Origin of the sequence: Enterobacter sp. IF2SW-B1, assembly GCF_001743375.1 — a bacterium.
In the GTDB taxonomy this organism is placed as follows: Bacteria; Pseudomonadota; Gammaproteobacteria; order Enterobacterales; family Enterobacteriaceae; genus Enterobacter; species Enterobacter bugandensis.
The window spans coordinates 358731-373114 of the sequence record NZ_MJAA01000002.1 but is presented as its reverse complement, the minus strand read 5'-3'; the positions used below and the strand labels follow the sequence as shown (position 1 = coordinate 373114).

Here is a 14384-nt window from a genome sequence, read left to right as displayed (position 1 = left end):
TCGATACATTAAAAACAGATGAAAAAAAATCCCCTCCGCGTCGTTAAACCCGACGAGGAAGGGATTGATTCGTAAATCGCATATTGGGGCGAATTATCGCCGGTAATTCATACGGGTTCAAGTGAGTATAGGGCATTGTGCGGTCTGATGCCCTCACCCCAACCCTCTCCCACCGGGAGAGGGAGGTTTTACTACTCGTCTTCCAGGTAGGTGTACCCGTACAGACCCGCTTCAAACTCTTCCAGGAACTGCTGCTGCAGCGCGTCGTCCAGACCGGTGTTTTTCACCTGGTCGCGGAACTGGGTGAGCAGTTTTTTCGGATCCAGCTGCACGTATTCCAGCATATCCGCCACGGTGTCCCCTTCATCGGACAGCTCAACCTCGACGCTGCCGTCAGGGAAGACAAACACGTCAACCGCTTCGGTATCGCCGAACAGGTTGTGCATGTTGCCGAGGATCTCCTGATACGCACCCACCATAAAGAAGCCCAGCATTGGCGGGTTCTCCGGATCGTACTCCGGCATTGGCATCGTCGTTGCGATACCGTCACCGTCAACGTAATGGTCAATCGCGCCGTCAGAGTCACAGGTGATGTCCAGCAGCACCGCGCGACGTTCCGGGGCGTGGTTCAGCCCTTCCAGCGGCAGAACCGGGAACAGCTGGTCGATACCCCAGGCATCCGGCATCGACTGGAACAGGGAGAAGTTGACGTACATTTTGTCCGCCATACGCTCCTGCAACTCGTCGATAATCGGACGATGCGCGCGGTTGCTCGGGTCGAGCTGTTTCTGCACTTCATGGCACATGTTCAGATAGAGCTGCTCGGCCCACGCGCGCTCCTGCAGGCTGAAGGTGCCTGACGAGTAGCCGACGTGGATATCGTGCAGGTCCATCTGGCTGTCATGCAGCCATTCGCGCAGGGAACGGCGCGTGCCCGGCTCGTGCATCTCCTGCCAGGTTTCCCACATGCTTTGCAGGGAACGTGGGGCATCATCTTGCGGAGGCGTCGCTTCGGTGATTTCGCTGCGCTCAACGCCAATGATATTAGACACCAGCACCGTATGGTGCGCGGTAACCGCGCGGCCAGATTCGGTAATCACCGTCGGGTGCGGCAGGCCGTGCTCTTCACAGGCATCGCCAATCGCCCAGATGATGTTGTTGGCGTATTCGTTCAGGCCGTAGTTCACCGAGCAGTCGGACTGCGAGCGGGTCCCTTCGTAGTCCACGCCCAGGCCGCCGCCCACGTCGAAGCACTGAATATTCACGCCAAGCTTGTGCAGCTCAACGTAGAAACGCGCGGATTCACGCACGCCGGTGGCGATGTCGCGAATATTGGCCATCTGCGAGCCGAGGTGGAAGTGCAGCAGCTGAATGCTGTCCAGACGACCGCGCTCGCGCAGGATCTCCACCAGTTGCAATACCTGGTTTGCCGCGAGGCCGAACTTGGATTTTTCACCGCCGGAGGACTGCCATTTACCGGACCCCTGCGACGCCAGACGCGCACGCACGCCGAGGCGTGGGATCACGTTCAGACGCTCGGCCTCTTCCAGCACGATGGCAATTTCGGTCATCTTCTCGATAACCAGATAGACCTTGTGGCCCATCTTCTCGCCAATCAGCGCCAGACGAATGTATTCGCGGTCTTTATAGCCGTTACAGACGATCACCGACCGGGTCATGCCCGCGTGCGCCAGAACCGCCATCAGCTCCGCTTTGGAGCCTGCTTCCAGTCCCAGCGGTTCGCCGGAGTGGATCAGGGATTCGATTACGCGGCGGTGCTGGTTCACCTTGATCGGGTAAACCAGGAAGTAGTCGCCGTTATAGCCGTAGGATTCACGCGCGCGCTTGAACGCGGCGTTAATGGAACGCAGGCGATGTTGCAGGATCTGCGGGAAGCAGAACAGTGCAGGCAAACGCTGGCCCTGCGCTTCACGGGCTTTCACCAGCTTAGCGAGATCCACGCGCGCTTCAGGGACGTCCGGGTCCGGGCAGACGCTGATGTGGCCCAGTTCGTTGACGTCGTAGTAGTTATTGCCCCACCAGGCAATATTGTAAGTGCGCAGCATCTTGCTGGCTTCCTGGGAGCTCATCGCAACCTCCTGCATAGAACGTAGTACACCCTGTTCGCCCGCTGACGAAGGCGAAAAAGAAGACATGTCGTCAGACATAGCGAACCTCAACTCTTTGTATTAAGTGTAAAACAGTTGACTACTATCGCAGCGTTATACGGCGATAACAACCCATAAACGGCTCCGTTTCCCAGCAGAGTATGCTGAAATCCAGACCGTGCGACCGGTTTCTTATTCATATCATTGTAAAACACGTATCCGAACTCTGTATGACAAGGTTCGGCGAAACCACGAGAAAACTCTTGTATTAACAAGAGCGCCCTTGTTCAGTTTTCACAGAGCGTAACCGGCCCTTGAATCCTGAGAAGCGCCGAGATGGGTATAACATCGGCAGGTTTGCAGACTAGAAATGCGGGTTGCGGGAATCAATGGCGCGCCAGAACGGCAGCGCTGAATTAGCGGAAAACGATGGTTCATTATCTCGTATCACCTCCACGGCCGCCTCTGATGAAACGGACCCCAAGCCAAAGCTAAAAGTTCACTGCTCAACCCGGCTGGAAGTGGCGACACGATGTATTCATCGAGCGCTGATTTTATATGAGCCGCGCGCCGCGTTTTATACCGAGAAGGGGGCTAAAAAGCAAAACAAAAATACGCGTGTTGCCAGCAGCGTCAGGAAAAATTTCCAGCAGCCATTTCAACGCAGTGAGAGATGAATCAAAAAAAACTGGAAATCGGGCGAAGAAGTGACCTAAAATAGCCATCCAGATGTTAATCCATCTATACTGATTAACACTCATACTGCCAGTGTCAAAAACCTGCAGGCCTTGGTAGAATTATCTCCTTTGGCTATTCCACACAGCAGCTTGAGCTAACCAAATTCCTCTTAGGTGAAATAAAACATGGCAAAACACCTGTTTACGTCCGAGTCCGTATCAGAAGGACATCCTGATAAAATTGCTGACCAAATCTCCGATGCGGTGCTGGATGCGATCCTGGCGCAGGATCCTAAAGCGCGCGTAGCGTGTGAAACCTATGTCAAAACCGGCATGGTTCTGGTTGGCGGTGAGATCACCACCAGCGCATGGGTTGATATCGAAGAGATCACCCGTAACACGGTGCGTGAGATCGGCTATGTGCATTCTGATATGGGCTTTGATGCCAACTCCTGCGCGGTGCTGAGCGCGATTGGCAAACAGTCTCCGGACATCAACCAGGGCGTTGACCGTGCCGATCCGCTGGAACAGGGCGCGGGCGACCAGGGCCTGATGTTCGGTTATGCAACCAACGAAACCGACGTGCTGATGCCAGCGCCTGTGACCTACGCACACCGTCTGGTGCAGCGTCAGGCTGAAGTGCGTAAAAACGGCACCCTGCCGTGGCTGCGCCCGGATGCGAAAAGCCAGGTCACCTTCCAGTACGACGACGGCAAAATCGTCGGTATTGACGCTGTGGTGCTGTCTACCCAGCATGCCGAAGAGATCGATCAGAAATCCCTGCAGGAAGCAGTGATGGAAGAGATCATCAAGCCGGTACTGCCGACCGAATGGCTGAGCTCAGCAACCAAATTCTTCATCAACCCAACCGGACGCTTTGTTATCGGCGGCCCAATGGGCGACTGCGGCCTGACCGGTCGTAAAATCATCGTTGATACCTACGGCGGCATGGCGCGTCACGGTGGCGGCGCGTTCTCCGGTAAAGATCCGTCTAAAGTAGACCGTTCTGCCGCGTATGCTGCACGTTATGTGGCGAAAAACATCGTTGCTGCCGGCCTGGCCGACCGCTGTGAAATTCAGGTTTCCTACGCTATCGGCGTGGCTGAGCCAACCTCCATCATGGTGGAAACCTTCGGTACGGAGAAAGTGCCTTCAGAACAGCTGACCCTGCTGGTGCGTGAGTTCTTCGACCTGCGTCCATACGGCCTGATTCAGATGCTGGATCTGCTGCACCCAATCTACCAGGAAACCGCTGCATACGGTCACTTTGGTCGTGAACATTTCCCATGGGAAAAAACCGACAAAGCCGCTCTGCTGCGTGAAGCTGCCGGTCTGAAGTAATCGACAGCCGAGAGTATTAAACAGGCCAGCCTTTGTGCTGGCTTTTTTTATGTCGGGTGGCGGCTAAAGCCGCACAACTGAAAGCGATTACACCGCACCGGCACCACTCCGCTTTCAGAATAATCTCTTTGCATGATCGCCTTTCTTCTGCTGTTACATTTCCTTTCAGTTAAGTCTGAAATTCAAACAAACGCGATGCGCATCACCTCGTTTACCTCTATATTTTCAAAGCTTTAATAATTTTTACGGTTGCACGTTAGTGTAACCGATTACACCATTGTGATTAATTTCACATATTTTTATGGGTCGCTCACCTACCCTTATCATCAATAAAACTGATAACCCAACTGGAGGGCATAATGCCTGACAATAAAAAACAGGGGCGTACGTCCAACAAGGCGATGACTTTCTTCGTCTGCTTCCTCGCCGCCCTGGCAGGATTACTCTTTGGCCTAGATATCGGCGTCATTGCCGGCGCTCTTCCCTTCATCGCAGACGAATTCCAGATTAACGCGCATACCCAGGAATGGGTGGTTAGCTCCATGATGTTCGGTGCGGCCGTTGGGGCCGTCGGCAGCGGCTGGCTCTCCTTCAAGCTCGGACGCAAAAAGAGCCTAATGATCGGTGCGATCCTCTTCGTCGCCGGTTCGCTCTTCTCCGCTGCCGCCCCTAACGTTGAAGTGCTTATTCTTTCCCGCGTGCTGCTGGGCCTTGCGGTGGGCGTGGCGTCTTACACCGCCCCGCTCTACCTCTCCGAAATAGCGCCGGAGAAAATCCGCGGCAGTATGATTTCCATGTACCAGCTGATGATCACCATCGGTATTCTCGGCGCTTACCTGTCCGATACCGCGTTCAGCTACAGCGGCGCATGGCGCTGGATGCTCGGCGTGATCATCATCCCGGCTATTCTGCTGCTGATTGGCGTCTTCTTCCTGCCGGACAGCCCGCGCTGGTTTGCCGCCAAACGTCGCTTCGTTGATGCCGAACGCGTGCTGCTCCGCCTGCGCGATACCAGTGCGGAAGCGAAAAACGAGCTGGAAGAGATCCGCGAAAGCCTGAAGGTAAAACAGTCCGGCTGGGCTCTGTTTAAAGAGAACAGCAACTTCCGTCGGGCGGTGTTCCTCGGCGTGCTGCTGCAGGTGATGCAGCAGTTCACCGGGATGAACGTCATCATGTACTACGCGCCAAAAATCTTTGAACTGGCGGGCTACACCAACACCACAGAGCAGATGTGGGGCACCGTTATTGTGGGCCTGACCAACGTGCTGGCGACCTTTATCGCAATCGGCCTGGTGGACCGCTGGGGTCGTAAGCCAACCCTGACCCTGGGCTTCCTGGTGATGGCGACGGGTATGGGCGTTCTCGGTACGATGATGCATGTGGGCATCCACTCCCCAACCGCCCAGTACTTCGCGGTGGGTATGCTGCTGATGTTTATCGTCGGGTTTGCGATGAGCGCCGGTCCGCTGATTTGGGTACTGTGCTCTGAAATCCAGCCGCTGAAAGGGCGTGATTTTGGTATCACCTGCTCTACCGCAACCAACTGGATTGCCAACATGATCGTCGGCGCAACGTTCCTGACCATGCTCAACACCCTGGGCAATGCCAACACCTTCTGGGTCTACGCCGGTCTGAATATCTTCTTTATTGTGCTGACCATCTGGCTGGTTCCAGAAACCAAACATGTTTCTCTGGAACATATTGAACGTAACCTGATGAAAGGTCGTCCGCTGCGCGAAATCGGCGCCCACGACTAATCCTCTTGCGGGAGGCGCCTCTTGCGCCTCCCCGCTTCCCGCTTTATGCTCTGCCCCTATGAAAGCTCCCCGTCTCCCCATCGCCATTCAGCAAGCCGTTATGCGCAGCCTGCGGGAAAAACTCGCCCAGGCGAACCTGAAGCTCGGCCGCAATTACCCTGAACCGAAGCTGGTCTATCAGCAGCGCGGCACCGCAGCCGGCACCGCCTGGCTGGAATCGTACGAGATCCGCCTGAACCCGGTGCTGATGATGGAAAACCAGCAGGCGTTTATTGAAGAAGTGGTGCCGCACGAGCTGGCGCACCTTCTGGTATGGAAGCATTTTGGCCGCGTCGCGCCGCATGGAAAAGAGTGGAAATGGATGATGGAGGCGGTGCTCGGCGTTCCGGCGCGCCGTACCCATCAGTTCGAGCTGGAATCGGTACGCCGCAATACCTTCCCCTATCGCTGCCAGTGCCAGCAGCACCAGCTTACCGTCCGCCGCCATAACCGCGTGGTGCGCGGCGAGGCGACCTACCGCTGCGTCAAATGCGGCGAACCGCTGATTGCAGAGTAATCATCTGAACTTTCAGGAACTTTCCTGATCTGACTGATTGCATACAGGAACAACATTCGTTACGTTGCGGGCTCGTTTTGACACGGAGTGTAAGATGTCCCGTAATGTTTCTCTCGCGGTCGCCTTTTTGGCGACGGCGCTCTCAGGCCCTGCGCTGGCCGACGGTATCAACAGTTTTTCCCAGGCCAAAGCGGCAGGCGTGAAGGTGAACGCCGATGTGCCGGGCGATTTCTACTGCGGCTGTAAAATTAACTGGCAGGGTAAAAAAGGGGTCGTTGATCTTGCGTCATGCGGCTACAAGGTGCGTAAAAACGAAAACCGCGCCAGCCGAATTGAATGGGAACACGTCGTTCCGGCCTGGCAGTTTGGCCACCAGCGCCAGTGCTGGCAGGACGGCGGACGTAAAAACTGCGCCAAAGATCCGGTTTATCGCCAGATGGAAAGCGACATGCATAACCTGCAGCCTGCGGTTGGTGAAGTGAACGGCGACCGCGGCAATTTCATGTACAGCCAGTGGAACGGTGGCGAAGGCCAGTACGGCCAGTGCGGTATGAAGGTAGATTTCAAAGAGAAAGTCGCCGAGCCCCCTGCCCGCGCGCGCGGCAGCATCGCCCGCACCTATTTCTATATGCGCGACCGTTACGACCTCAACCTCTCCCGCCAGCAGACGCAGTTATTCAACGCCTGGGACAAGCAGTACCCGGTGACGGAGTGGGAGTGCCAGCGCGACGAACGCATTGCCAGAGTCCAGGGGAATCATAACCCGTACGTCCAGCGGGCTTGCCAGGCGCAAAAGAGCTAACCTACACTACGGCAATTCGCTTATACCGCATGACATATGGAATTTTTGACTATGCGCATTCCCCGCATTTACCACCCTGAACTGATTACCGCAGGCCGCGAAATCGCCCTGTCTGACGACGCCGCCAACCACGTTGGCCGCGTGCTGCGCATGGGGGCTGGCCAGGCAATACAGCTGTTCGACGGCTCTAATCAGGTTTTCGACGCGGAAATCACGCGGGCGGATAAAAAAAGCGTGCATGTGAATGTCTTGCGCGGCGAAGTGGACGACCGTGAATCGCCGCTGCACATCCACCTTGGGCAGGTGATGTCGCGCGGAGAAAAGATGGAATTCACCATTCAAAAATCCATTGAGCTGGGTGTAAGCCTCATTACGCCACTTTTTTCCGAGCGCTGTGGCGTTAAACTGGATGCGGAACGTCTGAACAAAAAGATCCAGCAGTGGCAGAAAATCGCCATTGCGGCCTGCGAACAGAGCGGCCGCAACCGTATTCCGGAGATCCGCCCGACGATGGATCTGGAGGACTGGTGTGCAGAAGAGGATAGCGGGCTGAAGCTCAATCTTCATCCGCGCGCCAGCGCCAGCATCAATACGCTGCCGCTGCCCGTTGAGCGCGTACGCCTGCTGATTGGCCCCGAAGGCGGCCTGTCGGCGGACGAAATTGCGATGACGGCGCGCTACCAGTTTACTGATATTCTGTTGGGACCTCGCGTTCTGCGCACTGAGACAACGGCACTCACGGCCATAACCGCGCTACAGGTACGGTTTGGCGATCTGGGTTGAAGTATTAACGGAGAAGAACATGATAAAGCTCGGCATCGTGATGGATCCCATCGCAAACATTAACATCAAGAAAGACTCCAGCTTCGCCATGCTGCTGGAAGCGCAGCGTCGTGGCTATGAGCTCCACTATATGGAGATGAACGATCTTTATCTGATCAACGGTGAAGCCCGCGCACGCACCCGCATCGTTAACGTCGAGCAGAACTACGACAAATGGTACGAATTCGGCACCGAGCAGGACATTGCCCTGGCCGACCTCAACGTTATCCTGATGCGTAAAGATCCGCCGTTTGACACCGAATACATCTATAGCACCTACATCCTTGAGCGTGCCGAAGAGAAAGGGACGCTGATCGTCAACAAGCCGCAGAGCCTGCGCGACTGCAACGAGAAGCTTTACACCGCCTGGTTCTCTGACCTGACGCCGGAAACGCTGGTCACCCGCAGCAAAGCGCAGCTGAAAGAATTCTGGCAGAAGCACGGCGACATCATCATGAAGCCGCTGGACGGCATGGGCGGCGCGTCTATTTTCCGCGTGAAGAACGGCGACCCGAACATTGGCGTGATTGCCGAAACGCTGACCGAGCTGGGCACGCGTTACTGCATGGCGCAAAACTATATTCCAGCGATCAAAGATGGCGATAAGCGCGTGCTGGTCGTGGACGGTGAGCCGGTGCCTTACTGCCTGGCGCGTATCCCACAGGGTGGCGAAACCCGCGGTAACCTGGCGGCAGGTGGCCGCGGCGAGCCGCGCCCGCTAACCGAAAGCGACTGGGAAATTGCCCGCCGCGTTGGCCCAACGCTGAAAGCCAAAGGCCTGATCTTCGTTGGCCTGGATATCATCGGCGATCGCCTGACTGAAGTTAACGTCACCAGCCCAACCTGCATTCGCGAAATCGAAGCGAAGTTCCCGATCTCGATCACCGGAATGCTGATGGACGCTATCGAAAAACGTTTACAGAAATAAACTGTGACAGCGCCTGGGTTTATCCCCATACTGGGCGCTGTCGCTTTTTAAACCAGGAAACAGTACCTCTGACAATGAATTTACAGCATCACTTTCTTATTGCCATGCCTGCTCTCCAGGATCCGATTTTTCGCCGCGCCGTGGTTTATATTTGTGAATACAATGAAGACGGCGCGATGGGTATTATCATCAACAAACCGCTGGAAAACCTGCAGGTTGAAGGGATTCTGGACAAGCTGAAAATCTCGGCTGAAGCGCGCCTGCCGGAAATCCGGCTTGATAAACCGGTGATGCTGGGTGGACCTCTTGCCGAAGATCGCGGCTTTATCCTGCATACCCCGCCGGTATTCTCTTCCAGCATTCGCATCTCCGATAACACCGTGATCACCACCTCGCGCGACGTGCTTGAAACGCTGGGCACCGCTGAGCAGCCTTCCGAAGTGCTGGTGGCGCTGGGCTATTCGTCGTGGGAGAAAGGCCAGCTTGAGCAAGAGATCCTCGATAACGCCTGGCTTACCGCACCTGCGGACATGAATATTCTGTTTAAAACCCCTATTGCCGATCGCTGGCGTGACGCGGCAAAGCTGATTGGCATTGATATTCTGACCATGCCTGGCGTAGCGGGGCACGCATAATGAGCGGCACCCTTCTCGCCTTCGACTTCGGCACCAAAAGCATCGGCGTCGCCGTGGGTCAACGGATCACCGGCACCGCCCGCCCGCTCACGGCGCTGAAAGCTAACGACGGCACGCCGGACTGGAACCTTATTGAGCGCCTGCTCAAAGAGTGGCAGCCGGACGACGTGATTGTCGGCCTGCCGCTGAACATGGACGGCACCGAGCAACCGCTTACCGCCCGCGCGCGTAAATTCGCCAATAAAATCCATGGCCGCTTTGGCGTCTCCGTGAAGCTTCACGACGAGCGTCTCAGCACCGTCGAAGCGCGTGCAGGCCTGTTTGAACACGGTGGCTTCCGGGCGCTCAACAAAGGCAGCGTAGACTCCGCTTCAGCCGTTATCATCCTCGAAAGCTACTTCGAACAGGGCTTTTAAACGCAGGGGCCTACAGCCGCCCCTGTGCCCGTCTCTCCGCCAGGCTCTGGTCAAAGTTCTGCATTCCCGCCTGCTGGCCGGTTTGAATGATGCCGGGCAGCTGCCACGTCTTCCCCTCACGAATCAGATTCGCCGCCGCCGCGGTATTTACCAGCAGCTCGTACAGCGCGACGCGCCCGCCCTGAAGATCGGGAAGCAGCTTTTGTGCCAGCACTGCCCGCAGGCTGCCAGCCAGCTGGTTACGCACCGGATCTTTCTCCTGCGCCGGGAACGTATCGACCAGCCGTTCAATCGCCTGTGCTGCCCCGCGCGTGTGCAACGTCGCCAGCACCAGATGCCCGGTCTCCGCCGCCGTCAGCGCCAGGCGGATCGTTTCGCTGTCGCGCAGCTCCCCCAGCAAAATAACGTCCGGGTCCTCGCGTAACGCACTGCGCAGCGCCTCTGCAAATGACGGGCTGTGCTGGCCTATCTCCCGCTGCTGAATCAGGCAACGTTCACTCTGGTACATAAACTCCACCGGATCTTCAAGCGTGAGGATATGGCCGTCAGTATGGCGGTTGAGGAAGTCGACCATTGCGGCCAGCGTGGTGGATTTACCGCTGCCGGTCGCTCCCGTTACCAGAATCAACCCGTTTTCGCTGGACAACAGTTCGGGAATAGCGTGCGGCACCCCAAGCGAAGGGAGCTGCGGACAGGAACGCGGCAACAGCCGCAGGGTAACGGAGATGCCCTTCATCTGCTTAAACGCACTGCCGCGCAGACGCTGGTCTCCTGCGACCGTCACGGCAAAATCGACCTGCCCGTTTGCCCACCATGCGCCCTGCTGTTCGTCGTTGAGCCACGCCTTTAGCAACGCCCCGACATCCGGCGGCGGAAACGGGGCCGGCTCAAGGCGGCCCAATCTGCGCCAGCGCGGTGGTGAATCACTGCACAGGTGTAGATCGGAGACGTTATGCTTTACACTAAGGGCCACAATTTCTTCCACATCCATAGACTACTCCTCGGAAAATGAACGACATTGCGCATAACCTGGCACAGGTCCGGGACAAAATCTCAGCCGCTGCAACGCGTTGCGGCCGTGCTTCAGAAGAAATTACGCTACTTGCAGTCAGCAAAACCAAGCCTGCGAGCGCCATCGCAGAAGCGATTGCTGCAGGTCACCGGGCGTTTGGCGAAAACTACGTGCAGGAAGGTGTGGATAAAATTCGCTACTTCCAGGAGCAGGAGACGTCCGATCTGCAATGGCACTTTATTGGTCCGCTGCAGTCGAACAAAAGCCGTCTGGTGGCAGAGCACTTTGACTGGTGCCATACCATCGACCGTCTGCGTATTGCTTCCCGTCTGAGCGACCAGCGCCCGGCGGAGATGCCTGCGCTTAACGTGCTGATTCAAATCAATATCAGTGATGAAAACAGCAAGTCCGGCATTGCGCTGAGCGAGCTGGATGCGCTGGCCGCAGAGGTGGCCGCCCTGCCGCGCTTAACCCTGCGCGGGCTGATGGCCATTCCGGCACCTGAGTCAAGTTATGAAAGGCAGTTTGCCGTGGCACAGCAAATGGCTGTAGCATTTGAGGCGCTTAAAGCGCGCTATGAAACGGTAGACACGCTTTCACTGGGCATGTCGGATGATATGGAAGCCGCCATCGCGGCAGGCAGCACTATGGTGCGCATCGGCACAGCCATTTTCGGTGCGCGCGACTACACCAAATAATAAGGAAACCTGAGGAACGCCATGAAGACGTTGACTTTCCTGCTCTCAACGGTCATTGAGCTGTACACGATGGCGCTTTTGCTGCGCGTCTGGATGCAGTGGGCCCGCTGTGACTTTTACAATCCGTTCTCCCAGTTTGTCGTGAAAATCACGCAACCTGTTGTCGGACCGCTGCGCCGTATTATCCCGGCCATGGGCCCCATCGACAGCGCTTCGCTGCTGGTGGCGTTTATTCTGAGCGTGCTCAAAGCCATCGTGCTGTTTATGGTCATCACCTTCCAGCCGATTATCTGGATTGCCGCCGTCCTGATTCTGATCAAAACCGTCGGTTTGCTGATCTTCTGGGTACTGCTGGTGATGGCGATCATGAGCTGGGTAAGCCAGGGACGTAGCCCGGTAGAGTACGCCTTGATTCAGCTGGCCGAGCCGCTGCTGCGTCCGATCCGTAACCTGCTTCCGTCCATGGGCGGCATCGACTTCTCCCCGATGATCCTGGTGCTGCTGCTCTATGTGATCAACATGGGGATCGCCGAACTGCTCCAGTCTACGGGCGATATGCTGCTGCCGGGGCTGTGGATGGCGCTATGAGTGCAGTAAGCACCTGCGCCGACGGGCTGGTTTTACGGCTGTATATTCAGCCGAAAGCCAGCCGTGACAGTATTGTTGGGCTGCATGGCGACGAGCTAAAGGTCGCCATCACCGCCCCACCGGTCGATGGCCAGGCGAATGCGCATCTGACCAAATATCTGGCAAAACAGTTTCGCGTCGCCAAAAGCCAGGTCATCATTGAAAAAGGTGAACTTGGGCGGCATAAACAGGTAAAAATCCTTAATCCGCAATCTATCCCGACGGAAGTCGCGGCTCTGACAGAACAGGACTAAACCATGCAGAAAGTTGTTCTCGCGACCGGTAACGCCGGTAAAGTGCGCGAGCTGGCCTCGCTATTAAATGATTTTGGGCTGGACGTGGTGGCTCAGACCGAGCTGGGCGTGGAGTCCGCCGAAGAGACGGGCCTGACGTTTATCGAAAACGCCATTCTGAAAGCGCGCCATGCGGCGCAGGTAACCGGCCTGCCCGCGATTGCCGACGACTCCGGTCTGGCCGTGGATTTTCTCGGCGGTGCGCCGGGAATTTACTCCGCGCGCTATTCCGGGGTGGACGCCACCGACCAGCAGAATCTGGAAAAGCTGCTCGTGGCCCTGAAGGACGTTCCCGACGAACAGCGTACCGCGCAGTTCCACTGCGTGCTGGTCTACATGCGTCATGCGGAAGACCCGACGCCGATTGTCTGTCACGGCAGCTGGCCGGGCGTGATTACCCGTGAAGCGGCGGGCAACGGCGGCTTTGGCTACGACCCGATTTTCTTTGTCCCGACCGAGGGCAAAACCGCTGCGGAACTGACCCGCGAAGAGAAAAGTGCGATCTCCCACCGTGGACGCGCGCTGAAACTGTTACTGGAAGCACTGCGTAATGGCTAATTTGCCGCCTCTGAGTCTTTATATTCATATCCCGTGGTGCGTGCAGAAATGCCCGTACTGCGATTTCAATTCGCACGCGCTGAAGGGCGAAGTGCCGCACGATGACTACGTCGCGCATCTGCTGGCCGACCTGGACGCCGATGTGCCGTACGCACAGGGACGTGAAGTTAAGACCATTTTCATTGGTGGCGGTACGCCGAGCCTGCTGTCAGGCCCGGCAATGCAGACGCTGCTGGACGGCGTGCGTGCGCGCCTGAACCTGGCGGCGGATGCGGAAATTACGATGGAAGCCAACCCTGGCACCGTTGAGGCCGACCGTTTTGTCGAGTATCAGCGCGCGGGCGTGAACCGCATCTCCATCGGCGTGCAGAGCTTTAGCGAGCCGAAGCTGAAGCGTCTGGGTCGCATTCACGGCCCGGAAGAGGCGAAGCGCGCGGCGAACCTGGCAACGGGGCTTGGGCTGCGCAGCTTTAACCTCGATTTGATGCATGGCCTGCCGGATCAGTCGCTGGAAGAGGCGCTGGACGATCTGCGCCAGGCCATTGCGCTGAACCCGCCGCACCTGTCGTGGTATCAGCTCACCATCGAGCCAAACACGCTTTTCGGCTCCCGCCCGCCGGTGCTGCCGGATGACGACGCGCTGTGGGATATCTTCGAGCAGGGCCACACGCTTTTGACCGCTGCCGGGTATCAGCAGTATGAAACGTCCGCCTACGCGAAGCCGGGCTTCCAGTGTCAGCACAACCTGAACTACTGGCGTTTTGGTGATTATCTGGGGATTGGCTGCGGCGCCCACGGCAAGGTGACCTTCCCGGATGGTCGCATCCTTCGCACCGCCAAAACCCGCCACCCGCGCGGGTATATGGAAGGCCGCTACCTGGAGCGTCAGCACGACGTTGAGGCGGCGGATAAGCCGTTTGAGTTCTTTATGAACCGATTCCGCCTGCTGGAAGCCGCGCCGCGCGCGGAGTTTTCGCTGTACACCGGCCTGGCGGAATCGGTGATTCGTCCGCAGATTGACGAAGCGCTGGCAAAAGGGTATCTCACCGAGAGTGAGGAATGCTGGCAGATCACCGAGCACGGCAAGCTGTTCTTAAACTCCCTTCTTGAGCTGTTCCTCGCCGAAGATTCCTGAAGGCTGATTCAGGATTTCG

The 14384-nt window shown here is 57.0% G+C and carries 17 protein-coding genes; 14 read left to right on the top strand and 3 right to left on the bottom strand.

What is annotated here, in order from left to right; translation table 11 throughout:
• Nucleotides 1-191: 191 nt before the first annotated feature.
• Nucleotides 192-2168 (bottom strand): biosynthetic arginine decarboxylase, encoded by a 1977-nt coding sequence (gene speA, locus A6013_RS06170; protein WP_028014361.1) that lies wholly within the window; start codon nt 2166-2168, stop codon nt 192-194.
• 8 nt (nt 2169-2176) lie between these two features.
• The gene (gene yqgB / locus A6013_RS25060) at nt 2177-2308 is read right to left on the bottom strand and encodes an acid stress response protein YqgB (RefSeq protein ID WP_127312443.1); all 132 of its coding nucleotides are present in this window, start codon (nt 2306-2308) and stop codon (nt 2177-2179) included.
• Nucleotides 2309-2497: 189 nt separating this feature from the next.
• On the opposite strand from yqgB, the gene A6013_RS27515 reads away from it, so the two are divergent.
• The 9 genes from A6013_RS27515 to ruvX all read left to right on the top strand — a co-directional run bounded on the left by A6013_RS27515 (nt 2498) and on the right by ruvX (nt 10042).
• Nucleotides 2498-2785: a hypothetical protein gene (locus A6013_RS27515; RefSeq protein WP_041908330.1), complete on the top strand. Its 288-nt coding sequence runs from the start codon at nt 2498-2500 to the stop codon at nt 2783-2785.
• Nucleotides 2786-2971: 186 nt separating this feature from the next.
• Nucleotides 2972-4126 (top strand): methionine adenosyltransferase, encoded by a 1155-nt coding sequence (metK, locus tag A6013_RS06160; RefSeq protein ID WP_041908329.1) that lies wholly within the window; start codon nt 2972-2974, stop codon nt 4124-4126.
• 359 nt (nt 4127-4485) lie between these two features.
• Nucleotides 4486-5883 carry a galactose/proton symporter gene (gene galP / locus A6013_RS06155; protein WP_045629996.1) on the top strand — a complete coding sequence of 466 codons (1398 nt, stop codon included), beginning with the start codon at nt 4486-4488 and terminating at the stop codon, nt 5881-5883.
• A 58-nt stretch (nt 5884-5941) separates the two neighbouring features.
• Entirely contained in the window at nt 5942-6439 is a 498-nt protein-coding gene (locus A6013_RS06150; RefSeq protein WP_028014364.1) for a SprT family zinc-dependent metalloprotease, read from the top strand.
• Between the two features lie 94 nt (nt 6440-6533).
• Nucleotides 6534-7241 carry a deoxyribonuclease I gene (endA, locus tag A6013_RS06145; RefSeq protein WP_069732723.1) on the top strand — a complete coding sequence of 236 codons (708 nt, stop codon included), beginning with the start codon at nt 6534-6536 and terminating at the stop codon, nt 7239-7241.
• Nucleotides 7242-7292: 51 nt separating this feature from the next.
• Nucleotides 7293-8024 (top strand): 16S rRNA (uracil(1498)-N(3))-methyltransferase, encoded by a 732-nt coding sequence (gene rsmE, locus A6013_RS06140; protein ID WP_069732722.1) that lies wholly within the window; start codon nt 7293-7295, stop codon nt 8022-8024.
• 19 nt (nt 8025-8043) lie between these two features.
• On the top strand, nt 8044-8991 hold the full coding sequence (gshB, locus tag A6013_RS06135) for a glutathione synthase (protein WP_069732721.1): 948 nt from the start codon (nt 8044-8046) through the stop codon (nt 8989-8991).
• 74 nt (nt 8992-9065) lie between these two features.
• A complete protein-coding gene (locus A6013_RS06130) occupies nt 9066-9626 on the top strand; it encodes a YqgE/AlgH family protein (protein ID WP_028014368.1) in 561 nt (186 codons plus the stop codon).
• Nucleotides 9626-10042 (top strand): Holliday junction resolvase RuvX, encoded by a 417-nt coding sequence (gene ruvX / locus A6013_RS06125; RefSeq protein WP_021242076.1) that lies wholly within the window; start codon nt 9626-9628, stop codon nt 10040-10042. Before A6013_RS06130 ends, ruvX begins: the two co-directional genes overlap by 1 nt.
• Nucleotides 10043-10052: 10 nt before the next feature.
• Here ruvX and A6013_RS06120 read toward each other — a convergent pair whose 3' ends face one another.
• Nucleotides 10053-11033 (bottom strand): type IV pilus twitching motility protein PilT, encoded by a 981-nt coding sequence (locus A6013_RS06120; protein WP_069732720.1) that lies wholly within the window; start codon nt 11031-11033, stop codon nt 10053-10055.
• Between the two features lie 17 nt (nt 11034-11050).
• On the opposite strand from A6013_RS06120, the gene A6013_RS06115 reads away from it, so the two are divergent.
• From A6013_RS06115 to hemW, 5 genes are read left to right on the top strand one after another with little or no spacing between them, the layout of a single operon-like run.
• A complete protein-coding gene (locus A6013_RS06115; protein ID WP_028014370.1) occupies nt 11051-11752 on the top strand; it encodes a YggS family pyridoxal phosphate-dependent enzyme in 702 nt (233 codons plus the stop codon).
• Nucleotides 11753-11773: 21 nt separating this feature from the next.
• Nucleotides 11774-12340: a YggT family protein gene (locus A6013_RS06110; RefSeq protein ID WP_045260768.1), complete on the top strand. Its 567-nt coding sequence runs from the start codon at nt 11774-11776 to the stop codon at nt 12338-12340.
• Nucleotides 12337-12633 carry a DUF167 family protein YggU gene (gene yggU / locus A6013_RS06105; RefSeq protein WP_014885193.1) on the top strand — a complete coding sequence of 99 codons (297 nt, stop codon included), beginning with the start codon at nt 12337-12339 and terminating at the stop codon, nt 12631-12633. The genes A6013_RS06110 and yggU overlap by 4 nt, the downstream gene beginning before the upstream one ends.
• Before the next feature lie 3 nt (nt 12634-12636).
• Complete coding sequence (locus A6013_RS06100; protein ID WP_010435473.1) at nt 12637-13230, top strand: XTP/dITP diphosphatase; 594 nt, start codon at nt 12637-12639, stop codon at nt 13228-13230.
• Nucleotides 13223-14365, top strand: a complete 1143-nt coding sequence (gene hemW / locus A6013_RS06095; RefSeq protein WP_069732719.1) for a radical SAM family heme chaperone HemW — start codon at nt 13223-13225, stop codon at nt 14363-14365. The genes A6013_RS06100 and hemW overlap by 8 nt, the downstream gene beginning before the upstream one ends.
• Nucleotides 14366-14384: the final 19 nt, after the last annotated feature.